This window comes from Paenibacillus sp. J22P143, assembly GCF_059692035.1.
In genome coordinates this window covers 1-23925 of record NZ_JCAUAQ010000040.1, presented here as the reverse complement: position 1 = coordinate 23925, position 23925 = coordinate 1, and the positions used below count along the sequence as shown (strand labels likewise).

Sequence of the window (23925 nt, the reverse complement as noted above, 5' to 3'; positions counted from 1 at the left end):
ACACTGTTCCAAATCCCTCATTTTAAGTTTAGTGCTATTATTATACTTTACTCAGATCATAAAAAATTATATTTTATTGCACAGAAATGTTGTTATCTTGCACAATTTTCCATTATTAACCTGTTTGGATATCTCTCGCTGCCTGCTCCACTTGGATGGCTCCAAAACAAAGTTTACGCGCCATCAAGCCGAATCCGTGATTCTGGACGGCGAAATGATCGCCTTTGGCGAAGACGGAAAACCCGTCTTTGAACGTGTCATGAGCCGTTTTCAATCGTCTCGCGGTGCGATATAATCTTCCCTGTTCACCCAGTAGTTCCGTCCGTTGCTTACGACCATGCAAACACTTTTTGAAGCTCAGGTGAACACATCTTCATCAAATTCCCTCCATATTTAATAATAAATTTAGCACAAAGGAACCCCCACGCGCCTCAGACGCATGGGGGTTCAATGTTCCTCATTGGACTACCGAAAAACTTTCCTCGAGCAGCCGCTTTATCTTCTCAATGTTGGCATGTTTTAGAGCCACGGATGCAGAATTTCCGAAGTTCTTGGTATTTAACAAAGCCTTAAGCGCTACGATCATCTGCAGGTTCTGAAATTCATGACCGTTCTAACCTGGCAGATATTCAAATGTTTCTGCAGTAAATAATTTGCTTCCCACCTTTGAATGCGTGTTCCATCCGCGATCATTGTAAAGCCTCCGTGAAAATACGGTTAGATCCCTTGCGTTTCTTTGCCCTGGATCTTCGCCATCATCTTTAACTTTTAAGAGTAACTCTATTTCTTTATCGGTTATTCCTGTGATTTTGATTTCACGTTCAAATTTATAGTAATCGCCAAATTCACGGTCGGCAAATTTCAAATACATGTTCGTATTCCACGTCCATACAGATTGAAGGAAGTATGGCGTTTTATTCGTGTATTCGGAAGATCATTTCTTATTTCCTTTTCCTGCCAGTTACTTCAATGGAAAAGGCAGCCGATCGTATACCAGCTGCCGACCCATGTCATGATTGAACTATCTTTCCCAGTTAGGTTCCATTGCTTTATTAAAAGTAGAAGTCAACCCAAATTGTGTATCCGCCTTTATTCCAATATACAGATTATGTACATAAAGTAATATTGGAGTTTAATAAAAAGCGCACTATAAGCTGAGGGAGGAAATTATGCTATGGCTGTAAATCCAAGATTCCCCGGATGCCCGCTTCCACAAAACATATTATTACGCACAAGACTTCAACAGTTTATTGGGCGAAATGTTTTTGTAGTTGCAAGAACGCCTGGTACGAATCACGGCAACGGAATAATCCTAAGGGTTGGGGATGATTTTGTTACTATTGACTTTAAAAGAGCATTAGAGCCAGGTGTGAAAACAATAAAGTTTTCTGAGTTAATCCAGCTTAATGTTGGGGGATTGACACGCGTACCTCAAAATTTAACACCAATTGAAAAATTAACAGGTCCTCGCTTCCCGTTTGGATATGTATTTGGCGAAGAATTCGAGTTATTTCTGGTGCGCATGGGGAAGGATTATGCTGAGTTAATTGTTCACGATACGTTTGCAAGTGTAATTAATCGAGTGATAATAACTCGCCACTCCATTAGAAGCCTGATATGTGAAGAACACGAAGAGTAGGATTACCGCTCACTGAAGATAGTTTGTACATTGTCAAAAAGGATTAAACGCTTTACAAAAGTAGTAAATATAGAAGGCTCTTTTCGAACATATATTGCTCAAATTAAGTGCGTTTTTTATGAAACAAAACCCACCAATTATTGGCGGGTTTTATTGTGCTTTTTAACTATCGTTCTTCGTAACAAAGGCGCTTGCCATCACTGTTGTACCTGCTCCTTGAATGACACGAAGTGAACCTTGTACCGCACGGTCTGTCGAACCAGAGAACTTCCTGCATGTTAGTTTAATCTAGGCATAATTCCGAAATTCACAAATTGTACTACTTATTTCTGAAAAATAGCCCAACCGAGTCATTCTTAAATCCTCGTTGTTCGCGATATAGTAGTCAGAGGGACAACCAACAGGTAGAGGAGATAAAGATGATGAATGAAACAACATTAACAAATACTAATGAACAAGCTAAAGAAAAAGGTCAAAAGCTATATCGCAGCGTCTGGCGTTGGCATTTTTATGCAGGATTGATTTTTGCCCCCTTCATGATCCTACTTGCAATTACAGGCGCTCTTTACCTATTCAAGCCGCAGATTGAATCCGTCCTTTACCAATCGTACTACACGGTACAATCCTCCGGTACGAAGCAAACGCCTAATGAGCAACTGAAAGTTGTTCAACAATCGTACCCTGAAAGTACCGTTTCAAAGTTCAAGCCAGGTGATAAAGACACGCGTTCCAGCGAGTTTACGGTTTCTGGAAAAGAAGGAAATACGATTGTTTTCGTGGACCCCTACAAAGGCACGATTTTAGGTTCCTTGAACGAAAGCGGTAAATTGATGACCGTTATTAAAAGCCTCCACGGAGGCATGATGGCAGGTACCATAGGAAATCGAATCATTGAATTAACGGCTTGCTGGGCCATAATTTTAATCATAACGGGCGTATATCTGTGGTGGCCTCGCAATAAAAAATCATTGCTCGGAACTTTGGTGCCGCGTTTGAACCAAGGAAAACGAATCTTTTGGCGTGATATCCATGCGGTGACGGCTGTGTGGCTTTCCTTGGCAATGGTCGTCCTTATTTTCACAGGATTACCATGGTCCGGCGTTTGGGGAGATGGGCTGAATACATTCGCAACGGCAACGAACACGAACTCCCCACCTTCTTTATTCGGGGTTAAGCCTAAATCGACCGTCCCGACCAAAGATGTGGCCACGGAGGTCCCATGGGCAGCAGAACTGATGCCTGTGCCTAATTCAGCGAAAGCGGTTGAAGGCCTAAAGGGCCAGTCGCTGGACCAAATCGTTCGTATCGCTGAAGATCGTAAACTTGCTGATGGCTATGCCATTACCCTTCCCAAAGGGGAAACGGGTGTATATACAATAGCCGCAACACCAAAAAAACCTCAAAATCAGGCCACCATGCACATAGATCGTTATAGCGGCAAGGTGCTGGCCGACCTAAATTTCCAGGATTACGGTATCACCGCCAAAATCATATCCATAGGAATCGCTCTTCATGAAGGTCGTTACTTTGGGCTCATGAACCAAATCATCGGACTAATCTCCTGTCTTGGCATTATCATGGTGTCTCTCAGCGGGCTCATCTTGTGGTGGCGTAGACGACCTGCTGGCAAACTTGGAGCACCGACTCGCGCTACGAGCACCAAACTCATGAAGGGCCTTGCCTTCATCGTCATTGCCTTCGGCATCTTTTTCCCGCTTGTCGGTATTTCATTAATTTTTATATTCTTTATCGACATGGTTTCAACTCGGTACGTTCCAGCCTTTAAACAAACAGCCTAAGGATGCAAGGAGGAATCACCATGAATAGAATAAAAGCGATCCTGATCGTGTCCGTTCTTGCATCTATCTTAGTAGGCTGTGCTCCCCAGGATGAACATGCTGAACATAATGAGCATAGCAACACATCGAGCAATACGGAGCAGACTAAAAAGTAAGCAGGTATTATAATCAATAAACACAAAAATGCTGAAAAGGAATTTCACTTTCCTTTTCGGCATTTTTTTAGAAGAATATTTTCTGAAATGTTTCATTCTCCTATTAACGGTTCGTTGCGCTAATCTGCCCGTCCCTCGGTTTTAAGGGTTTATCTCACTTTTACTCACTCATTCGCAGGATTCCGTTGCCCTGATTACAGTTGTTGTTCCGGAAAGTAAGCTTATTAGTACAGATTGAGCCTAGTCCTTTGATAGATTTTTTGACAAAGGCCATTTCTTAGCCTTAACAGGACTGTTTAGCTTAACGGTAAGTCCAGATTTTAACTTTATTTTAACCGACCTCACCTTTTTCTTATATCCGTCGGGAATGAGATAAAGTTCTTGTCACCCGACATCTGCGCTGGCTAATTTCATTTTTAACATTTAATTCTTAGTAGGTTACAGGATTAAATTTGGAACTCCTCGGCATCCTGATCGTTGACTACTTTAAACTCTTATCCTTATTTTTAAAATCAACCGGGCTTATGCCATTGTATTTCTTAAACACTTTAGAAAAGTAGGTAAGATCAGAATAGCCCAGCTTGGCTGCGATCATTTCGACTGACATCTCTTTATTTTTCAACATCTGAAGGGCCAATTTCATCTTATATTGATTAACGTAATCCGTGAAATTGACTCCAGTCATTTTCTTGAAGTACCTGGAAAAATAACTAGGATTCAGGTATAAATGATTAGCAATCGACACTAAGGAGATCGTTTCTGACAAATGTTCCATGATGTAACGGTCAATCAATTTTTGATACGCCGTGAATCCACCCCCTCGTGCGGTTTAAGGTTAGTATAAACAATTGCTGGTAGACGCATGGGTAAATTCTTTACCTTCTATGTGTAATTTAAGTACTTTTCTTCTATTTTCAGGTTAGCATCCATACTATTCTTGCTACTCTTTAACGAATTAAATAATTTGCTTTAATACAATGCCAATAATGTTATCAGAACAAGGTCACCTTGCGATCTAGATTCATGCTGTAGTGTAACAAACACAGTCTCGAGATCTTACTGCTAGTAACAAATATAAAAAACGGACGGCCACATGTCACTGCAGGGCCATTCGTATTTATATACCTTATGAAAAATAAGTGGATTGCTTCTGTTATTGATGTGCTGCTTTAATTATCAACTTGTTCTTGGTCAGCTATAATCCGTTCAATTCCGCGGCAGCCTCATTTGTAGTTATTCAATTAATGTTCCTCGTCCCTCAACGAGCAAGACATATACAATTTAGCGTAATGGTTCGCCGCATATGGGCAATAACGAGATAATCACAGTCTTGGAGAGAGAGCCTATCCTATCGTTTAGCGAGGGGGAGGCTCTTTGTTCTCTTTTCAACAGAAATTTAGTAATAAATAATCATAACATCCAGACACAATATGGATCTCTACCATATATTGATATAGAAAGGAGGGAACAATGATGGTCATATCTGCCCCCTATAGAATATGTCAAATGCGACAAACGTCTCTAACGTTGCAACAGAGATTATCTCAATTAATAGGTGCTAAATTAACTACGTTAATCAATCCATTTGGACTTGTTGAAGAACAAAAAATTCTCAGAGTTTTACGATCAACGATCACAGTCTCAGGTGGATTAGTTCTTTCCCCTTCTGGTCTTCAACTTATGTCGATAAACCGTAAAGCACAAAATCATACAACCAGGAGGTTTAGCATCGCTCTAAATTCCATAGCGAGAGATGGACAACCCAATAGTCCAATAATCCTAAATAATAGACGGGTTGTTCAGATAGGAAAAGATTTTTTGGAAACAACAGTGAACGGAAACTCCATCCAATTAATCCCTTTGTCTAATGTAACGGTCATCTTTGGCTCACAAAGCAGCAGTCAACGCAATAAGCGCGACAACAAAAGATAGATTTATAGTTAAAGGAAGAAGGGATAAATTTGATTCTACGAGGAGTAGTCGATTTTGGAATAGCTCAAAATCAAGATCAAAACATTCTTTTTATCAATGAATGCGGTGGAGGGCCTGCAACCAGTATATTTCGGATTCCGAATAATGCGATTGTCATTCTTAAGAGAGGATGCATCAAGAAAAGAGTTCGAGTCGTTAAGGGAGACGCATCGGAATGCGATTTCCATATGGCCGTGTTAAATCCGAGTACGGCTCGGTTGTTCAAGGTGAAAGCAGAACAGCGTTTTTTGCTCGTCTTTAATTCGAACACGAATATCATGACCTTGATTCGAAAGCCCGTGACCCGCGACACGGCTAGGTTTTTTGTTGATAACGGCCTCACCGAAGATGATAATATTTTTATTGCAGGTCCTTTTCGTGATGATTTTGGGATTCCCAGTACCAGAAACACGATTACCCTTGTACGAGGAGAAGTGTGTAAAACCCTTTCAATCTTGACAAGCGACATAGAGGTACCGAATCTTTCCTTTCGCTTAACAGCTAAAAATGCGGCGAAATTTCAATTGATCAACGGGAGAAGATACAAATTGGCTTATAATCAGATCACGAATCGTCTTGTAATAGAAAGGCAAGTGACATAAGCCATATTGGATGGTGATTTTTTGAGTTTAGAAATATCTTCAAAGGGGAGGCCGCATACTTGAGTAAACAAGGTAGGAAAGATACTGAAGAGATGAGTAAGGAGGGATGGATTGGAAAGAGTAGCGCCACCTTCTTAAAAATAGGCTCTGTTATTCCAAATTGTTGATTTTCAACCAAAAGAAAAACCGCCTCATGATAAGGCGGTTTATTGAACTATCGTTTACCGTAATGACCTCACCTGTCATCTATGTTTCGGATCTCCGCAAGTTCACCTCCTATTTCAATTTATCATCCTCTTGAATCTATAAGTGGTTACAATTCCATAAACAGGGCAAATTAAAAATAAGATATGTAGCTGGAAAATTTCAAAAGGAGTTATAAAAAGTGGAAACAGCTAACCGTAATCTGTGGTCGGGTATATTATTTGGCCTTGGTTTAGTCGGCTTTATCGATGAAACAGTATTTCATCAACTTTTGCATTGGCATCATTTCTACGACAAATCCACGACCCAAATCGGTTTAATTTCTGATGGTTTGTTTCACGCTTTTAGTTGGTTTGTGACGGTTGGATCGCTATTTATGTTTGCGGATCTTCGACGTAGAAAAGCGCTATACCTAAAAAGGTGGTTTGGCGGCATTTTCCTAGGAGCTGGCTTGTTCCAACTTTATGATGGGACAATACAACATAAAATCATGCGACTTCACCAAATCCGTTACATCCCGAATGTTATCATTTACGATACCATATGGAATATCAGCGCTATAATTATGCTTTTCGTTGGAATCATTTTAACTATTCATTCCCGGATTAATGTCCATGTCGAGAGGGCACCTTCGGATGACAAATGATCATTTTACTCATGGCAGTGGCGCTTACTCTGACTTTATCTTCATACTCCTATTTTTAGTTCTATTATTTCTTTATCTGTACGCTGCAGTCATATCCAGTCGCACCTATAGGCAATGGCCCTTCTCCCGGTATATCTACTGGTTAATAGGTTTACTATGTATTACGCTATCTGTTGTTGGCCCTGTACTCAATCTTTCACATATAAATTTCACAGCGCACATGATAGGCCATTTACTTCTTGGGATGATGGCTCCCCTTTTCATTGCACTTGCAGCACCTTTGACTCTCATTTTACGGACTCTCCCCTTACAAGCTTCTCGCAGGATCTCACGGATACTTAGAAGCATGCCATTTCGTATGTTTAGTGATCCCTCAGTAGCTTCCCTATTAAACATCGGTGGACTATGTATCTTATACACGACCAACTTATATTCGAACATGCTCAAGCTTCCAATTTTACATTTTATTGTTCATCTTCATATATTTACGGCAGGTTACCTATTCACGATCTCAATGATTTACATCGACAAACCTCCCCATCGAACTAGCTACATTTACCGTGGTATTGTCTTTGTATTTACCATGGCAGCACATGGCATATTATCTAAAACCATTTATGCTAACCCCCCACTAGGTATTTCAGAAATTCAAGCGGAAAGCGGCGCTAAGCTTATGTATTATGGAGGGGATACAATTGACATTTTTATAATTATTATCTTTTTCTATCAGTGGTTTAAAACCAGTCACCCTGGAAACTCATTAGTACCTGAAACCTAGAACAACCTCACTTTCTTATTCAAGTGAGGTTGTTTGATGAGTTTATTAAGTTGTTTAAATAAATTTATTAACCACCAGAATTAATATTTGCATCATCAATACCGTTATTGCTTTGACTTTTGGCACTACTGTTTTGATTTGGTTTTTGGTTTCTTTGTTTTGCAGATTTAACACTCTTTTTTTGGTTCGTCATGACTTTAGCCCACCCATCATAAGTAATTGGAACATCAATATTATATGTTTTTCGGAACAATCTACACCATCCATTTAGTGGACTACTTCGGTAATCTCTCATCCGTATAATTGATTTACATAAAGGAGAAAACAAACGTGTAAACAAATTATATGAAGGAGAGAAAACCAAATGAAAAAGAAGGCCTTTATGTTTTTTTTAAGTAGCTGTTTCATGTTTCTGTTGTGTACAGGGGTATCGAGTGCCGCGGATAGTACGGGTATGACTGGATCGGTAAATAACGGATATGGCTCAGTTAACGGTACGGCTACTACCAATAGTTACGGGACAAATTCAACAGCTACTTATAGAACTAATGCTGCTACTGATGACAATGATTCCAATTGGGGTTGGCTTGGCCTTCTAGGGTTAGTTGGTTTAGCTGGGTTAAAAAAGCGGAATCGTGAACATACCTAAACATAAACAGTTGTTCAAATAACCGTCTTTTTCTAAGGCGGTTATTTTATAATTCAGCCCCCGAGAATTCAATATCAAAGGAAATGAGTGAATATATGTATTATTATAAAGAAGAACTTATTAATCAAATTGTTCCAGACCAACCAGATCCAGCTGCAGCTAAAGTTTTACAAGAAGCCCTTGGCGGACACTATGGTGAGATGAGAACCATGATGCAATATTTTTTTCAAAGCTCTAATTTCCGAGGCAAAGCTACTCAATATCGCGACTTAATCCGTGGGGTCTTTCTAGAAGAAATTGCCCATGTGGAACTGGTTCAAAATACGATAAATCAATTACTAAACGATTCTGGTAACTCCACAGGTGTCGGGAATGCAGGTATCGATGGCGCACCTCTTGATGAAGCCGTCAAACATGCAAATCCCCACCATTTCATTGTCGGCGCTCAAGCTTCCTTGCCGGTCGATGCAGGCGGAAACCCATGGAATGGCTCATGGGTGTATTCACATGGTAATTTGATTGCTGATTTATTGGATAATTTAGTACTCGAATCTACGGGAGTACTCCAAAAAAGCAGAATTTATGAGATGAGCTCCAATAAAACGTTCCGAGAGACAATTGGGTTCCTCATCGTTCGAGACAATGCACATCAAAATGCATTTGCTAAAGCTTTAGAAACATTAGGTGTTGATTGGGGGAAACTTTTCCCAGTTCCTAATTACGATATTAATAAGTATCCAGAATGCAGAAAATTTGTAGAGATGGGTTATCACAATATCCAGTTTAACTTTCGTTTAGATGATACGCGTATTGGTGAAATTTTCCAAGGACCTTCACCAAGTAGAAATAAAGGCCAACTATTAGTTACCCCACCACCGATGGGATTCCCTGTTCCTAACTTACCTGACATGCCTAATGAGCATAGCCCAGGATTGCAAGATATGAATTTTTAAGCTTTCATACTTATAGGCTTACTCCTGTATCAGCAGGAGTGAGCTCCTTGCTGACCTCTATTTGATGTCATCGTATTTGGATCTCTTTTTTCAAAAGATGGACTTCCAGCTATATTATTACGCTATTTCCAAGCGTTATTCACGATATCCTATTTTGACTCCAATAAAAAACCTCCATGCTTGTGCTATTAAATTTTAGGTGAATTTCGACGCTTGATAATAGTACATATAAAACATTTCGTTTTTTTCCCTTTTAACAATTGCTCATTTTCGCAAAGTAAACAACGCATGTGATCACCTCTGTTGTAATGTGTCCAACAGAAGTAGTAAAAAATTCACTTTTCAGTAACTTTGTCCTATATCTAGTTATAACTATGCCCACGAGTTAGAAATACCCTATTTAACCGGCCATGCCAGTTATCCGGAACCTGACGGTTCCGTTTAAGGTGGACTTATGATGGATCCAAACACCAGGTCATACACCTAAGTTGGTTTCACTATTTCGAGATAAGGGGATAGAGCACTTTTTGCAGGTGAAGCATTTGTAACGGTCTGGTGAGGATTTAACAAGCAGATTATCACGCCCTGACCATGGTCGTTATGTTATTAACAAGATTCAGTAATTGAAAATATTGGATATATGAATTGTGAAGGAACATATGGGTATGATAATCAAGTCATTAAATTAGAATAAAAAGGAGCCAAACTCAAATGGGAATTTTAAGCGGTAATCCAAAAGATGAACCTCTGCACTATGGGGAAATCTTTAGTGTATGGACAGCATCCACAGTGGCTAAAGGAGCAGTATCCTGTTATCAAGCCTATTTAAATCATTCAGGAGACAAAGATCTTAAAAAGATACTCGACGGTCTCATTGATCAAGCAAGTCTTGAAATTAAAGAATTAGATAAAGTGCTGATTGATAACGGAATTGCAACAATTCCAATGTTGCCAGAACGACCATCGGTAAAACTCGAAGATATCCCCGTCGGGGCAAGATTCGCTGATCCCGAAATTGCAGCCAAAATTGCAGCTGACGTATCATTGGGATTAGTTGCATGCAGTCAAGCTATGGGCCAATCCATTAGAGAAGATATTGGTGCTTTATTTGCAAAATACCATATAACTAAAACAGCATTAGGATTAAAAATACTTGAGATGAGTAAAGAAAAAGGTTGGCTTGTTCCTCCACCACTACAAATTAAAAGGCCAGAAACAGTTAACGCTTAATTTTGATTTAAATCATTAGAGATCACTGCAAAAGTCAAATGAAAATGGTCCCATCCGGAAATATTGAATTAAAATTATATTTGTTTTGGAGTTCGTTCAATAGAACAAATAATAAAGAGTGCTATGAAGTCATTAAACTTCAATAGCACTCCTTGTTTTTTCCTCTTAAGTTGCCATGTTGGTTTATAACATTCTTCATTACACAACAACACTGGAATTTATTTTGTTGTAAAGGTTCCTAATTCCAATTCTCCCTGCCTTGAGGTGTGATAATTACGATGTTTATTAACTTTGTACTCGGTTTTTTTATACCATGGTTATTTGGCATTAATCTTTTGAAGAATGACAGAATCATTTTACTTAGAGTAGTTCCGGTATCCGGAATAATTGCTTTTTCATTCAATGAAATCGGTTATTATATGCATTGGTGGCATGTGACTCCTAAGGAAATGGGAGTTATATCATTTCTTCCTTATAACATTGGGTTATTTCCACTCATAGCATGTTTTATGATCCATTTTATTAATAAGTCAAGAATCCATTACTTTACCATGATTGTTCTTTTTACATTATTTAAAACGGGTTTGGAAGGTTGCCTTTTGTTTTTAGGTAAGGTTATTTACTATAACGGATGGAATTTAGCATGGACGTTTGTATCTTATCTGTTAGGATGTTCTCTTACTTATGGATTTTATTTCGTAATCTCAAAAAACGAGGCAGCGAGAATCCTCAGATAAAAGCTCAAAATTCTTTTCCATACAGCAAGATAGGACAATTAATCGTACACTCGTGAAGATTCCCCACCCCCATTATTTATAAATATTTCGACTTGCCTTCGTTGTAACCTGCCTGTTACTTGAATGAACAAAAAAGAGCTGCCGCGAAGCAAGCCCCTCAACTAAGGGTTTGCAATAGGTAAGCATTTGATGTGATCTCCAGCTTTTCCCCTGCTCCGCACGGAGCGTGCCAGTTTCCAAGCACTCCGCGGTCCATCTAACTGAATTTACTGAATCATAACTTCCTCGTTACTCATTGATTTGGGATATGTTAAACTGGTTCTAATGGCATATTTTTCACGGTATTTGTTGATCTGGTTCATCATCAATTCCGTTAAACCCAGTCTATTCTTGAGTACGTCAATCGTCTCTTTTTGTGTTTGTAGAATAAGCTGTTGGACCTCTTTGTGGAGGATGCGCAAATTAGTTAATTTATCGTTTCCACCTAAGTGCAACGGGATATAGTGGTGGCAGTGAACATCGGATGCGAAGAGATACATGCCTGTAATTTCGCATTTACCCATCTTCATGCTGTACCGACTAATCCGATTATCCATATATTCAACACTTTGATTCGGGATGCTAGATTTCGTTAGTAAGTAAATTTCCTGACGTAAATCTGGTCGAAGCTTTTTGTGTATTTGCTCTCTTCCATTTGTCGTAAAGAGCGAGAGCCCTGTACTGAAGCCCATCGTATTCTTTGTTTTTACATTGGCTAGAGGATATAAATAAACATCTGCTATTTTAAAAGTCCTGTAACCCAAGCTGTAAAATTTACTATACGTTGGCGGTGGGTTTGCAGGATGCTCGTATTTCCCGATTTGTTTGAGACGATTGTACATGAAAGCTCGCAGATCGTAGGCAAGACGTGAGAACGCAACACTAACATGTGTTGCCCGATTGAAGTAATTGTGAATTCCTAATACAAAACTGTTAAAGCGTGCAGCGTTTAGAGCCGTTGGAGAAGTCCTCATTTTGAGGATGTGTTTCTTCACTTCGGCTTTAATTTTCTGTCTTTTGTTCGCTTTAATCCCCGTATGGGCTACTCGCTTTTGACCCTTCTTGTTCGCTCGGATTGTAAACCCAAGGAATTCCGACTCTCGTTTTCGCAGATTAATGATTTGCGATTTCTCAGGAGAGACATCGAGTTTCAGGCGATCTTTGAGATACAGAATTACCGCATGATACCACCTCTGGGCCGATCTCCAATCTCTGCAAATGATTTTGAAGTCGTCGGCGTAGCGCACCAGATAGCCTTCTTTCAGACTAGACCGTATTTTGGCAGCCCTTTCGCCAGTTCTCGATTTGAAAGGTTTCGTCATCGGAAAGAGCTCCCATTGACCAGCCACCCAGTGATCGAGGTCATTCAGTACAATATTCGAGAGCAGTGTTGACAACAAGCCCCCTTGAGGTACTCCTTTTGAAGGTATTCCTTCCCCCTCGATTTCTGCTTTTAGCATTTTAGAGATGCAGGCAAGAACCCTTCTATCTTGGATACCCATGTTCCAAAGTTGCTTCACGAGCAAGGTATGGTTGACGTTGTCGAAGAAACCCAAAATGTCGATGTCGACTACATAATGCATCGAAGCTTGATTGATGAGAAATTGGACTCTTGCCATGGCATGATGTGTCGATCGAAGGGGTCTGAATCCGTAACTGTGGTTGTAAAATTTGGCTTCAGCTATGGGCTCAAGGACTTGCTTGAAACACTGTTGAATGATACGGTCGAGGATGCATGGGATGCCAAGCGGTCTCATTTTACCGTTATCTTTTTCGATAAGCTTCCGTCTGACATTCTTGGGGCGATAGTTCTGTAGTTTGTTTTGGATTTCACTCATTAATTCATATTCGGGTCGTTGTTCGATGTCTTTGATGGTTAGTCCATCTGTTCCTGGTGTCTTTGATCCTTTATTAGACTTCATCGTACGGTAAGCCAACAAGATATTTTCTCTGGATGTGACGATTTCATAGAGACGTGAAAATATCTCATTGTTTGCTGATCTTTCGTACAGATCCGTAAAAGATTCTGTCATGCCGTAATACTCCCAATTTCGTAAAGCTTGCACTGTGGCACCCTCCTAAAATGAAGATGTCCCCACATTCCTACCTGATCGGTGCAATTCACGTATGGAAAATGATCGTTCTTTTCAATTAGACTTGGGCTGTTCCTCCACCTCCATTACAGAGGTTTCGTCAGTCGTGCCCCTACCCTCACAAGGATAAATGCATTTCGGCTAGTGCCTTATTGCAACCGTTTCGGGTAACAACCCTTCTTGCAACGTCCATTGCTTTCCAAGTCCCTTACAGCCTAGCTATCTTTTCTGAACTTAGGTGCTTCCTCTAAGCCTGTGAGATTGATGCCGCCATTGTTCGGCATAGCGTATTTCATATGGGAAAGTTTTACTTTACGCCACTCACCCCATCGTTTGATGGTACATACGTTTCCGCATGCTCTAACTTTAGACCTGTACATTCGGAAGTTCGTCAGATCGCTTCTATGCGAACATTCTCACCATATCCAGTTTTTCAGCCACGCGACATATCCGTTGGCATACCTTTTCTATTAAGATGGCTTCAGCCTTCGTTCTGTCGAATCTACCTGTACTTCACACCTCATGTTCTGTTAAAAATGACGCGTGCAGGAGTATTGGCGGGATGGTTTCAGAATACATGGTTCCTTCATTCCCATCCTTGGTTGTAAAGTTAAGATTACTGCTGTAATCTCCTGCTTTTCACACACTGTTTGGTGCTTATAACAGAGCTTGTCGTACTTCCCAGTTAGCTGAACAGTCCTGTAACGGATCCAGCAACTGCCCCTTCATATGCGCTAGCCCCTGCCTCTGCTCTGTAAGTAAGACCGTCCCGTTACTGGAGTGCCCAAAAACTAACTTTTTAGAAAGCCGATTCTCCCTCGTTCGGACTTATTCAGGCTAAAGGCGACCCTTCAAGGCGGGGGCGGAGCTCTAGTCTTTTTTTAACAAAGTGCTGTGTCTATTACGACGAATGTACAATCAATAGAGATTATTACCTCATATAATAGCTTGAATTCTAGTATATGAGGAGGAGAAGGTATACCAATTTCCAAACGCTATCATAATCCTCCCAGCCGTCATAAGATGAATCATCTCATTCCAGAGGTAGAGTCCATGAAAATCAACTTTATGAAGATTGCTAGGAGGATCATTGGCAGACAGGTAATTTGCATTTTTACTTTTGGAGCACGAGCAGGAGGGAACCAGGTTAGAACTAACAAGAAAACAGACAAGCCTCTACAAACCGATTCTAGAGGCTTATATTTACACAATCCATAGACTAATAATCACTTATGGTATGATCATGGATCTGTCCTTTAAAGGGGGTATTTTACGATGGCTTACACACTGACAACAGGTGTTATTGCAAAACATAAGAAAAATAAAATGGCTTTTGTAGAGATTATTAATTATGGAACCTCCAGAAAATTTTTTAAATTTCGAGTTATCGACTGGACTAATAGACGACCTGGTAGAATCATTTCCCCGCCAGGTACCAGTTCTCTAAGACCCAATCGAAATGAAACCGCAGGTTTTTTTCTTCGTGAGGATGTAGTTAGATACGAAATTGAAATTACCGTTTTTGATAAATTAGAAAAAAAGAACGAGATTGTATTTAATTGTTTCGGTGGGCTTTTTGGGACAACGCCAATAGCTAAATTGCTTGAGGGCAACACCGTCTTCCATAAAGACTTAATACTTAAAAAGAAACACAGTTGTTAAGTGGAATCCGACAATATAGACGAAGTGTGTAATTGGTTCCCAATAAGCAACACTCTAACCCACCCAAAGAGAGGAATGAACAGCAATGGTACTATGTAAAAAATTTTGCGTTCCCACAACCAGTTTGACGCTTAGGCAACGGCTTAGGGCTTTTATCGGAAGACAAGGTGTGCAGTTAACTCACAAAACCAATAAGAAATTTCAAGGCATCATTAGAACAGTTGGAACAACATTCTTGGTAATGTCCCTCGGGGAAACTACAAAACGTGTGAGATTGCGAATTGCAAATATCATAGATTTCGATATAGAGGAATTGGATGCTGGCATTGCAAAAAATATTATCAATAGGCTCGCAATCGTGCGCCCAAAATTTGCAGTCAGAACGGCTGTCGCCGTTCGCGCAGGCAAAGACTATGTTGAATTTGTACGCATCGAACCGCAAGATGAACAAGAAGTAACATTATTCTTTAGGGAAATTGTCCCTTGCAGCCAGATGCGGGGCATTGAGTGCATATTTAACAAATGCAATTAGAACTGAATGTTATTCTTTGCATACACTTCTTATGGGGATACATTTCATAAAACCAGCCATTTGGTGCCATCTGCATTATGGCTGGCTTCTTTTTTGCTTGACCTAACTTTAAAAACACACTTCTTTTGTAAGAATACTGCCCGTTACTTGAATGAAAACAGGGAGCAGCTGCCACGGCAGTTTGCTCCCTGTTTATTGTGCTATCGTTCCTCGTTAACGTGGTGCCTTACTATTGAATGCCTACAGTTCCAAAGGTGCTATTAATTACTTTTTTATAATTATCCCACTCAAAATAAAAAGGCCCGATATTAATTTTTTTCATCTCAGGCTCAAGGAAAAAGTCCTTCCAGGTAACAACATTATTCTCCCTATCGATTTTTACAGAAATAATTCCGCAACCTTCATCTCCACACCACGAGCAAACCATTAAAGGATATCTGTACCACACTGTTTCATGTGGTTTTCTCAGTAAAAAATAATCAATCATCTCTCTTTGATAGTCATTACTCATCCAGCCGAGGGAAGGAATCTTATCATACCTTATCAGCATTTTATAAAGTGATTTCCCATCTATGATCAGATCAGCAAATTTTGTGTCTTTCTCTCCCTCCTTGATCGTCTCAAAATTAGTGCGACATGAGAGCTTTGTTTCTAAGGTATTCATTTTCTTCATAGTTACTCCCTATAATTCAATATATCCATATCTACCCCATGGTTCTACTCAAATATCGTTCCTCGTTTGCTTAATCAATTAGCTTTGAGGCAGATATAAGTTCACCCTCGGCCTCGAGATAACGAAGTGTTCTTTCAACATCTTCTCTTAGATAGCTTCTAACAATTATCATATGAGGGAAATGTAGCCCAGGAGGGTCAATATTAGGTCTTGAAAGATTATTTAGCAACCTTTCAGGTGTATATATTATGCTCCAGCGTTTACTGCCATCTAAAAAGGTTAATGTAATCTCCACCCAGTTCCATTCATCAGGTGCCCCTTGAATCTCATCATCAAATTTCCAGTTAAGCAATGTCATCTTATTCGCCTTTAAAGTGAAAATGCTCGTGATAGATATTATCCATACCAACTAATTTTCCGCTTTTCTTGTGATAGTAAGGGAATTTGCGATTAAGTGGAAGTTCTAGCAGTTGATAATTCATATCTTTTGGCATTTCATTAACTTCCTCAACAGCTTTTTCACGTGTAGTATATAGTCCAATTGGGAAAAATTTGGAAAACGTCCTGAATTATCAGCAACAAAAATTCCCCATATATGCACATCCTGCATAAACATTACACTCCATTCTACTAAGAACTATCTTGCCTGATCAGTGGAGGAAATCTTGTTAGTCATGAATTTTTATTTTTAAATTTCTCTACTAATGCTAAAAACTCAGGGGTTGTTGTAACCTTAACTATACCTAGATCTCTCGGAGTAGAACTCTCCTCAATTTTCTGGAGGCTTAAAATAAAATCTACAAAAGAATCTGATACCAGAAAAATGTTTCTCCATAGTTCTTTTTCCGAAGGATCAAATTTTTCCTGATTATGATCCCAGAAAAAAATCCTCCCATACGCTCTATCTATTACTCCAATACAGATTTGATCTCCACCTGGACAATCAGCAATTGGTATTATACTAAAGGGCATTCGTCCACGGTATGCATCAATGTTTTTGCGTAAACTATTAAATCCATCGGATTGCAATTCATAAAAGTCACCTAATCTGGCTACTTCAGGTATTCTTTCTTTTAATAAATAACTAATTCCAGTGGGAAAGTCTATTCGCCCGTATTCCAAAAGAAATTTCCTATACTCCGATGGCAATCTGAAACCATACTGCTGTTCAATCGAAAGCAAAACATCAGAGTCGTGAAGTAGCTTTTTAGTAACTCCTATCGTTGATAATTTGACTTCTATCTTCTCGAATTCATCTGACATTGTTTACCTCCATACGTACGCATCTGTAATGCATCTGGTACATCTTCAATTCGTGATGAGCTCTTTTTACTCCTTCTTACCTGTGCCCCATTAGCGTAAACTGCCCGTTACTTCAAAGAGGCTGCCGATTCATACTGGCAGCCTCTTTTTGCTTACATTTTGAACAAATGTTCGTCGTTAGTTTAATCTTTAAGTAGTCATAGAACTCGATTGCCCGATGTAGGTAAGTCATCTAAAGTTCTACTTCGTAGGACAAAAAGTTTCTTTAAGGTACACAATTTCATCAGCTATTCCGGAGACATATTGTTCATTACTTACAGGTATGATGACTGATGCACCTGACTCTCTAATTGCCTGCAAATATTTTTTGCCTTGATCCCCTAAGATGGAATGAATCCCATTTGGTTCAATCCAAGGAGAACAATACAATTTCTTTTGGAATGCAAAACCTATTGCAAGTGATGCTCTCCATTTCTCCCCGCTATTAAATTCTAAAGGTCTATTAATTCTTCCTCTATCTCTTCCTGATTCACTAATACCTGAAAGCTCAAACATATTTGCAATTTCTTGTAATGATAAGTTACTCCCACTTTTTGTAGTTCCCTCTTTAATTTGGTCCGCAACTGATTTTATCTTTCTTAATTTCCAAACAAAATCCTTGGGAAAACCCCTGTATCTTCGATACGGAATTTCCGCAACTCCTTCTCCTATGTAACAGGAAATACCTTTTAGCATTTCATTAGTGGCAGGTAATCCATCAATAGTTATGGGCGAATTCCCCAATTCCATATATCGAGAAAAGCTCGGGTCTTTTCCAGCGAGAAGATAGCTAAGTAACCATCCCCCTCTACCAATTGAACCTACTAAACCATAGATCTTGCCTGAGTCAATTGTAAGAGTAAAATTACGAATATTATCGATCATTGAAAATCCAAATATCGTTGGAGTCGCACTACAATTTAAGTCCTTGATATATATCTTCAAAGCCATCTCACTCCTGTTTTTTAATCCTTATGACTATGTTACACCATCATGGGGGAAATGTGTGTACATCATTCTCTCTATCCTGCCCGTCCCTCAGCGAACAAAAAAAACGGATGCATCGGCATCCGCTGTTCTGCTATCGCTTCCAGTTAGTTGAATGAATAGTGCCGATAGCTAGATTAATCAAGCCAATGTATCTTCACATTTGTAATTTTGAAATCGCCGTGTCTCTGGTCGTTTTTCTTTATCAAAAATACTCTGATATTCTGGCAATGCATCATGATTTTTTTTGCAAAATCATATTCCTGACCATCAACCCCATTTGTAAATGTGATATTGTACTGGCGAAATCTCCCCATAACAATGGCAATTTGATATGTTGTAACCGGATTGGTAATCCCTCCGCCTCCAGTAATCATCTCTTCTATCTCATTAATTGAATTGAATTGTGTAATGAACATATCCTCATGCCCTTTAGCTGAGAAGGCTGCCGATCTATGGCGTTAGCTTAACATAATTCATAATCTTCCCTCTGATACGTCTAATAGTAATTCATTGATCTTTCCAATTAAAAGAGTAATATCCTTGGTTTTATAATAAGTAAGTGCCTCAGTCCAGTATGCAAGATGATGAATATCTACATCGGTTTGTTCCGCAAGCAAAACGCAATATTCACCATTTATCTTGCCCTCTGGATACCAACCAACATCTAAAATACGTCTTCTGTATTGATTACTTGCCAATAAAAGATTCTCTTTAAGCAACAATGCGTTCTCTGTTACAATCTCAGGATTCGCTTCAATTAACTCGTTGACATATACAGTCCAACCAGCAGGAACACATACTTTTGCCAATTTATGATTCATTTTCTCTCCCAGTGTATTATTCTTTTTATATTATAACGCATCATTAGTTATTCAAGATAACTGCACGTTACTTAAACAGACAAAGGCAGCCAATCGTGTGCCGGCTGCCATCATGTCGTGATTGAACTATAGTTCGCCGTTAGCTGAATGATTTAAAACTTCAAAGTAATTTTGATTACTCGTTACTCGGTGTTATCCAAATTTTATGAATCAACTTCCCATCCACTAAATCCTGAGAAGTATTAACATTAACCTGAATTACGAAAGTGAAATCTCCTAAACATAGTAAAAAAGTGCCCGATTCCTTGGTATAATGGAGTTTGCGAAGACCACATTGTTCCAAGAAAGGAGCACCCTTTAGGTGAAGTCTATCACATCTACGACTAAAATCAAGACCGAGTTTTCTCTCCAAAACGCAAACTCCAACGGAGGAATAAAGATTTTTCTGGATTACCTAGAAAAAATCAAATTCCCTCAAGCCCTAGCTGATCTCCATTGCAGCAAACATTGGAATGCAATGTTTCCAGTTTACCGTATTCTATTGTATCTCATTGTTGGCTGGATGCTCGGTTGCCAGCGGCTCTTTCATTTTCGCAGACTACAAAATGATTCATTAATCCAACGATTGCTAGGAGGGCGTTGCCCTCATCACACTCTTTTGAACAAAGAGTTAAAACGTCTCAGCAAAACCAGCCCTTTCCTTATTCCAAGGTTAAAGAAGCTTAATCAACAGATTATTGCGCCGAGCTTACCTTCTGATCTGATTCTCGATTTAGACTCTACGGTTGAGACTGTATACGGAAATCAGGAAGGGGCTGCTGTCGGGGCCAATTCACATAAGCCAGGACGGAAAAGTCTGCATCCTCTTCTGGCCTTTGAAGGTCAATCTCGTTTGTGCTTAAACTCAGTTCTTCGCGCAGGCAATGTTCATTCCTCGCGCGATGCAGGGAGCTTCGTGCAAGAAACCTTAGATTTAATTGGCGAACGAATAGTCAAATATGCTCGCTTTGACAAAGGTTTTGGAGGAGAAGAATTCTATAGTCTCTGGGAACTTCGAAAGATCGGCTATGTCGGAAAAATGAAATGGACAAAGCGATTACGTACCGAAGTCAAGCAATGCCGTTATTGGAAAAGGTTTGTAAATGAAGAATGGATCATTGAAGGGATAACTCTCATCTACAAAGCAACCTCATGGGATAAGCCAAGACGCGTCATTATTATTCGGAAAGCGCAACAGTTCTATGGCGATCAGACTCAAATGATACTGGAATCCGATTGGCAATTTGAAGCCATCGTAACAAATCTGGATTGGGAGCCGATTGATATTTGGCGTTTTTATAACCAGCGTTGTTGCATGGAAAACCACATCAAGGAAGCCAAATATGGATTTGCAATTGACCGAATTATTACTGATGATTTTACAGCCAACGAAATCGACCTGCATATCAAGTTGTTAGCTTACAACCTGTACGAACGGTTTAAAAAGGATTGTTGTGAACCGATTCAGCAAGGGTATACCATTGCTCGATTCCGCTTGGAATTTTTCCAATGCGCGGGAGTCATGGTTCAGCACAGTCGTAGAATTGTGCTGAAACTAGCCAATGACTTTTTTAATCGGCACTCCTGGCAACGAATCGCCGATAACGTAGTCTTACTGGAATGAGATTTTTAAACAACATAACATGGAAGTTGAGTAGACCGCTCTAATGGGGAGGGGGAAAGTCTACCCCGAGAAGGATTCGATCCCTGAATTTCCCCATCTAAATAACCATTTTTTCCACCGATTCCCTAAACAGCTTCTAGGATGCTTAAGCTAAAACGGACTTTCGTAATTCAGGATTAATACTTATATTGTTATAGCGTGCCCATTTGGGAAGTTGCTCGACTAAATATGTGTAAACCTTATCATCTGGAGTCGCATAGCCAACGTTAACTTTATGACCTCCTGCAAAGTCAGGAAGTAGTGAATCCGCCCATTCATAAGCTTCCCGAGTAGAGTCAAATATTTTACTAGCTTCCTTGTAATTCTCATTAATCCATTCAATGTCCATTCGGAACCCTCCGAAACATTCGTGAATTGATTTCAATATACTGCTTTGAACTATCGTTCACTGTTAGCTCAATAACTGCTATGTTTTCTTTTTCCTGACAAATTTGAAAATCAAAAAAACAATTATAACCGCGATTGCCAGTGTTATCAGTTGGATAATTGCTGTGCTCAATTCAAAATGCAATACAACCCCTCATTTCATAATTTATGATAACCAATCAATTTTACCATAAATAGGTAATTATTGGTCTATTATCTTGTACTACGTTAATCTGCCCTTTAGCGTAGTGAAGGGCTGCCACGCGCGGCAACCCTTCAAATTTTCTCAACTATAGTTATCCGTGGCACGGTCATATCTTTATCTATCAATATTAATTGACGAGCTATCACTATCCCAGCTAACTTTCCTACCCAACGCCTCCCCGACGAAACGAAGCGGAACGAATGTTGAACTATCCTTGATCATAGGAGCCTCCGCCAATTGCTGTGGTTTCCCGTTTACTAAGGCTATTTTTTCCCCAATAGTTAACTTGATCGATAAACCATCTTTTGAACCAGTAATGGTTCGCGAGACAGGTTCCCACTCGACCTTGAGACCAAAACTTTCGAATAAGGATCTAAAAGGTACTAAAACTGTACCTTCGTTATTTATTGGAGCAACGGTTAGTGGAAGGCTAAGGTTATCAATATATACTTGAATTTGCTTCTTACCAAAAGAGATAAGTCCAATATCGTTATTCGTTGAATAGATATTACCATTTTTACCGAGATTGAGACTAACCAATTTAGACCAAAAGGCATTCCTAAGAAACACGAAAATTTCTTCACCTTTGCTGTTAAGAGCTATAATATTACCGACTCCCGTAGTAAAGTAAGCATTTCCTTCTTTGTCTGTTAAGATATCTTTCAAATATCCTATCCCATTTTTTTCTGTATCTCGTGGCTTATACTCCCAGATTGTCTCTCCATCACGGTTGATTTTTAAAAACTTTCCCCGTACGTTAATGTAATATCCACCATCGCCATCCGTTGGAACACCAGAGGATTGAATATTTTTCAAATCTAAGTCGGTTGGATTCACGATGCTTCCATCACTAGTATGTAGGGCATTTAAGCCTTGTTCTGTTAAAAAATACATTAGACCATTATCTGAAAAATACGGTTGAAAACCAGAAAATTTATTTACATAGCTTAGTGGCTTAGTACGCCATCTTTCTACACCTGTGGTGTCAAGGGAGATCACTTCTCCAAGTACAGAATCTACATATAGGTTTCCTCTATGATCCGCGTAGACGCTTGCCATATGTGAGTTATTAGAATAATCTTTGTGCGCAGAAGAAGTAACGAAATTATTTATCCAATTGACTTCACCTTTAGCATTACTTGAGATCAAACCTTCATTAGTGAAATACACTAAATTACCTTGCGTATCACCAGCAAACTGGCTATTAAAATCACTATAAATATCTTGGGATTGTAACTTCCTTTTTATTTTTCCTTCGGGGGATAAGACATAAAGCGACGTAAGTCCTTTTTCCGACAACATGTCCGAGCTGTGGGCATATAACGTCCTATCCTGTCCAATAACCAAGTTAATAACGGAACTTCTCATACCCATATCCAAATGAATACTCCATTTTTCTCTTCCATTAGGATATATTGCATGTACTACGTCTTTAGAGTCGGATGTGTACATCACTCCCTGTTGATCCTGCACAAGGTCGAACAACAATGTGTTATCTATTTTCCACTTCACTTCATAATTTGCTGGGTTTAGAATTTTCGGCTGAGGGCGCTTTGGTGGTGTCTCGGTATATGTCCAGTTTAATTCTATTCCTTCTTCTATAGGCAAATACTCACTTGATTCTGCATGTACATAACATGGACCTACAAGACTAAATATGAGTAACGTGCTCAGTAAAATAATATATTTTTTCATCTACATAATTCTCCTTTATTTAAATTGTAAGGATCAAACTTAAAGAAAGGGCAACGGGTTTCCTTTAATCAATAATCCAGTAAGTTTTATTCGACATCATCACCAAAATCCCTACCTAGCGCAGCTTGTAATATTTATAACAATCACTAGTTCAATTATTAGATATAGCGACGTATCTTTCTTTATTTTTTATTCAAATTTCAATACCAAAATATTGCTTTTAAAATCCTCATACATAGCCAGTACCTGGGTAAATATCTCTTTTAAATCTTCATAGTTTCTAAAAATCGGAAGGCGTATCTTCTCATCGTAATTTTCATCAACTAAATATTTCAGTATACCCCAAGGTCTATGGTGCTACAAGATGTCAAGACAGTTATTTTAATATAGTTAAGGTGTGAAATGATTCACAATGTTCAGTGGGTAATGAGACGTGAATGTTCTAGTGCTTTGCCTGAGAT

Annotated in this window: 27 protein-coding genes and 1 pseudogene; 14 read left to right on the top strand and 14 right to left on the bottom strand. The window is 39.3% G+C overall.

All coding sequences use genetic code 11. The features are described from left to right. Nucleotides 1-115: 115 nt before the first annotated feature. Both AC58PQ_RS28045 and AC58PQ_RS28040 read right to left on the bottom strand, forming a co-directional pair. Complete coding sequence (locus AC58PQ_RS28045; protein ID WP_497247426.1) at nucleotides 116-343, bottom strand: hypothetical protein; 228 nt, start codon at nucleotides 341-343, stop codon at nucleotides 116-118. A 270-nt stretch (nucleotides 344-613) separates the two neighbouring features. Next, the gene (locus AC58PQ_RS28040; RefSeq protein ID WP_497247424.1) at nucleotides 614-871 is read right to left on the bottom strand and encodes a hypothetical protein; all 258 of its coding nucleotides are present in this window, start codon (nucleotides 869-871) and stop codon (nucleotides 614-616) included. A 303-nt stretch (nucleotides 872-1174) separates the two neighbouring features. Between AC58PQ_RS28040 and AC58PQ_RS28035 the strand changes: the two genes are divergently transcribed. From AC58PQ_RS28035 to AC58PQ_RS28025, 3 genes are all read left to right on the top strand, one after another. Continuing rightward, complete coding sequence (locus AC58PQ_RS28035) at nucleotides 1175-1639, top strand: hypothetical protein (protein WP_497247422.1); 465 nt, start codon at nucleotides 1175-1177, stop codon at nucleotides 1637-1639. Between the two features lie 422 nt (nucleotides 1640-2061). Then, nucleotides 2062-3438 (top strand): PepSY-associated TM helix domain-containing protein, encoded by a 1377-nt coding sequence (locus AC58PQ_RS28030; RefSeq protein WP_497247420.1) that lies wholly within the window; start codon nucleotides 2062-2064, stop codon nucleotides 3436-3438. 20 nt (nucleotides 3439-3458) lie between these two features. Continuing rightward, complete coding sequence (locus tag AC58PQ_RS28025) at nucleotides 3459-3593, top strand: hypothetical protein (RefSeq protein WP_497247418.1); 135 nt, start codon at nucleotides 3459-3461, stop codon at nucleotides 3591-3593. A 481-nt stretch (nucleotides 3594-4074) separates the two neighbouring features. Here the strand turns inward: AC58PQ_RS28025 and AC58PQ_RS28020 are convergent, their stop codons facing one another. Further along, nucleotides 4075-4386, bottom strand: a complete 312-nt coding sequence (locus AC58PQ_RS28020) for a helix-turn-helix domain-containing protein (protein ID WP_497247416.1) — start codon at nucleotides 4384-4386, stop codon at nucleotides 4075-4077. Between the two features lie 1168 nt (nucleotides 4387-5554). Here AC58PQ_RS28020 and AC58PQ_RS28015 point away from each other — a divergent pair. The 3 genes from AC58PQ_RS28015 (at nucleotide 5555) to AC58PQ_RS28005 (ending at nucleotide 7794) form a co-directional block, all read left to right on the top strand. After that, nucleotides 5555-6166: a hypothetical protein gene (locus tag AC58PQ_RS28015; protein ID WP_497247414.1), complete on the top strand. Its 612-nt coding sequence runs from the start codon at nucleotides 5555-5557 to the stop codon at nucleotides 6164-6166. Between the two features lie 385 nt (nucleotides 6167-6551). Further along, a complete protein-coding gene (locus AC58PQ_RS28010; protein WP_497247412.1) occupies nucleotides 6552-7016 on the top strand; it encodes a DUF2243 domain-containing protein in 465 nt (154 codons plus the stop codon). Continuing rightward, entirely contained in the window at nucleotides 6979-7794 is an 816-nt protein-coding gene (locus AC58PQ_RS28005; protein ID WP_497247410.1) for a cytochrome c oxidase assembly protein, read from the top strand. Before AC58PQ_RS28010 ends, AC58PQ_RS28005 begins: the two co-directional genes overlap by 38 nt. Nucleotides 7795-7861: 67 nt before the next feature. Here the strand turns inward: AC58PQ_RS28005 and AC58PQ_RS28000 are convergent, their stop codons facing one another. Continuing rightward, nucleotides 7862-7987, bottom strand: coding sequence for a hypothetical protein (locus AC58PQ_RS28000; protein ID WP_497247408.1), 126 nt, complete (start codon nucleotides 7985-7987; stop codon nucleotides 7862-7864). Nucleotides 7988-8158: 171 nt separating this feature from the next. On the opposite strand from AC58PQ_RS28000, the gene AC58PQ_RS27995 reads away from it, so the two are divergent. The 5 genes and pseudogenes from AC58PQ_RS27995 to AC58PQ_RS27975 all read left to right on the top strand — a co-directional run bounded on the left by AC58PQ_RS27995 (nucleotide 8159) and on the right by AC58PQ_RS27975 (nucleotide 11363). Next, entirely contained in the window at nucleotides 8159-8443 is a 285-nt protein-coding gene (locus tag AC58PQ_RS27995) for a WGxxGxxG family protein (protein WP_497247406.1), read from the top strand. A 95-nt stretch (nucleotides 8444-8538) separates the two neighbouring features. Continuing rightward, a complete protein-coding gene (locus AC58PQ_RS27990) occupies nucleotides 8539-9396 on the top strand; it encodes a manganese catalase family protein (RefSeq protein ID WP_497247404.1) in 858 nt (285 codons plus the stop codon). A gap of 458 nt (nucleotides 9397-9854) precedes the next feature. After that, a pseudogene (locus AC58PQ_RS27985) lies at nucleotides 9855-9949 on the top strand (MBL fold metallo-hydrolase); the annotation flags it as partial. Nucleotides 9950-10107: 158 nt separating this feature from the next. Continuing rightward, nucleotides 10108-10626 carry a DUF3231 family protein gene (locus AC58PQ_RS27980; protein WP_497247402.1) on the top strand — a complete coding sequence of 173 codons (519 nt, stop codon included), beginning with the start codon at nucleotides 10108-10110 and terminating at the stop codon, nucleotides 10624-10626. Between the two features lie 278 nt (nucleotides 10627-10904). Next, entirely contained in the window at nucleotides 10905-11363 is a 459-nt protein-coding gene (locus tag AC58PQ_RS27975; RefSeq protein ID WP_497247400.1) for a CBO0543 family protein, read from the top strand. 266 nt (nucleotides 11364-11629) lie between these two features. Here the strand turns inward: AC58PQ_RS27975 and ltrA are convergent, their stop codons facing one another. Next, nucleotides 11630-13468 carry a group II intron reverse transcriptase/maturase gene (gene ltrA, locus AC58PQ_RS27970; protein ID WP_497247398.1) on the bottom strand — a complete coding sequence of 613 codons (1839 nt, stop codon included), beginning with the start codon at nucleotides 13466-13468 and terminating at the stop codon, nucleotides 11630-11632. Nucleotides 13469-14770: 1302 nt separating this feature from the next. Here ltrA and AC58PQ_RS27965 point away from each other — a divergent pair. Both AC58PQ_RS27965 and AC58PQ_RS27960 read left to right on the top strand, forming a co-directional pair. Next, nucleotides 14771-15157, top strand: a complete 387-nt coding sequence (locus AC58PQ_RS27965; RefSeq protein ID WP_497247396.1) for a hypothetical protein — start codon at nucleotides 14771-14773, stop codon at nucleotides 15155-15157. A gap of 85 nt (nucleotides 15158-15242) precedes the next feature. Next, entirely contained in the window at nucleotides 15243-15689 is a 447-nt protein-coding gene (locus tag AC58PQ_RS27960) for a hypothetical protein (RefSeq protein ID WP_497247394.1), read from the top strand. Between the two features lie 229 nt (nucleotides 15690-15918). On the opposite strand, the gene AC58PQ_RS27955 is transcribed toward AC58PQ_RS27960, so the two are convergent. The 7 genes from AC58PQ_RS27955 to AC58PQ_RS27925 all read right to left on the bottom strand — a co-directional run bounded on the left by AC58PQ_RS27955 (nucleotide 15919) and on the right by AC58PQ_RS27925 (nucleotide 19475). After that, nucleotides 15919-16362 carry an oxidoreductase gene (locus tag AC58PQ_RS27955; RefSeq protein WP_497247392.1) on the bottom strand — a complete coding sequence of 148 codons (444 nt, stop codon included), beginning with the start codon at nucleotides 16360-16362 and terminating at the stop codon, nucleotides 15919-15921. Nucleotides 16363-16432: 70 nt separating this feature from the next. Next, a complete protein-coding gene (locus tag AC58PQ_RS27950; protein ID WP_497247390.1) occupies nucleotides 16433-16720 on the bottom strand; it encodes a hypothetical protein in 288 nt (95 codons plus the stop codon). A 1-nt stretch (nucleotide 16721) separates the two neighbouring features. Beyond that, nucleotides 16722-16856 (bottom strand): hypothetical protein, encoded by a 135-nt coding sequence (locus tag AC58PQ_RS27945; RefSeq protein WP_497247388.1) that lies wholly within the window; start codon nucleotides 16854-16856, stop codon nucleotides 16722-16724. A 178-nt stretch (nucleotides 16857-17034) separates the two neighbouring features. Then, nucleotides 17035-17625, bottom strand: a complete 591-nt coding sequence (locus AC58PQ_RS27940) for an SMI1/KNR4 family protein (protein ID WP_497247386.1) — start codon at nucleotides 17623-17625, stop codon at nucleotides 17035-17037. 240 nt (nucleotides 17626-17865) lie between these two features. Continuing rightward, complete coding sequence (locus AC58PQ_RS27935) at nucleotides 17866-18609, bottom strand: hypothetical protein (protein WP_497247384.1); 744 nt, start codon at nucleotides 18607-18609, stop codon at nucleotides 17866-17868. Between the two features lie 179 nt (nucleotides 18610-18788). Continuing rightward, nucleotides 18789-19070, bottom strand: a complete 282-nt coding sequence (locus tag AC58PQ_RS27930) for a hypothetical protein (protein WP_497247382.1) — start codon at nucleotides 19068-19070, stop codon at nucleotides 18789-18791. A gap of 57 nt (nucleotides 19071-19127) precedes the next feature. After that, the gene (locus AC58PQ_RS27925) at nucleotides 19128-19475 is read right to left on the bottom strand and encodes a hypothetical protein (RefSeq protein ID WP_497247380.1); all 348 of its coding nucleotides are present in this window, start codon (nucleotides 19473-19475) and stop codon (nucleotides 19128-19130) included. A gap of 361 nt (nucleotides 19476-19836) precedes the next feature. Between AC58PQ_RS27925 and AC58PQ_RS27920 the strand changes: the two genes are divergently transcribed. Further along, a complete protein-coding gene (locus tag AC58PQ_RS27920) occupies nucleotides 19837-21138 on the top strand; it encodes an IS1380 family transposase (protein ID WP_497247378.1) in 1302 nt (433 codons plus the stop codon). A 145-nt stretch (nucleotides 21139-21283) separates the two neighbouring features. Here AC58PQ_RS27920 and AC58PQ_RS27915 read toward each other — a convergent pair whose 3' ends face one another. Together AC58PQ_RS27915 and AC58PQ_RS27910 are read right to left on the bottom strand one after the other, a co-directional pair. Further along, entirely contained in the window at nucleotides 21284-21526 is a 243-nt protein-coding gene (locus AC58PQ_RS27915; RefSeq protein WP_497247376.1) for a hypothetical protein, read from the bottom strand. A gap of 357 nt (nucleotides 21527-21883) precedes the next feature. Beyond that, nucleotides 21884-23464 (bottom strand): stalk domain-containing protein, encoded by a 1581-nt coding sequence (locus AC58PQ_RS27910; protein ID WP_497247374.1) that lies wholly within the window; start codon nucleotides 23462-23464, stop codon nucleotides 21884-21886. Between the last annotated feature and the right edge of the window lie 461 nt (nucleotides 23465-23925).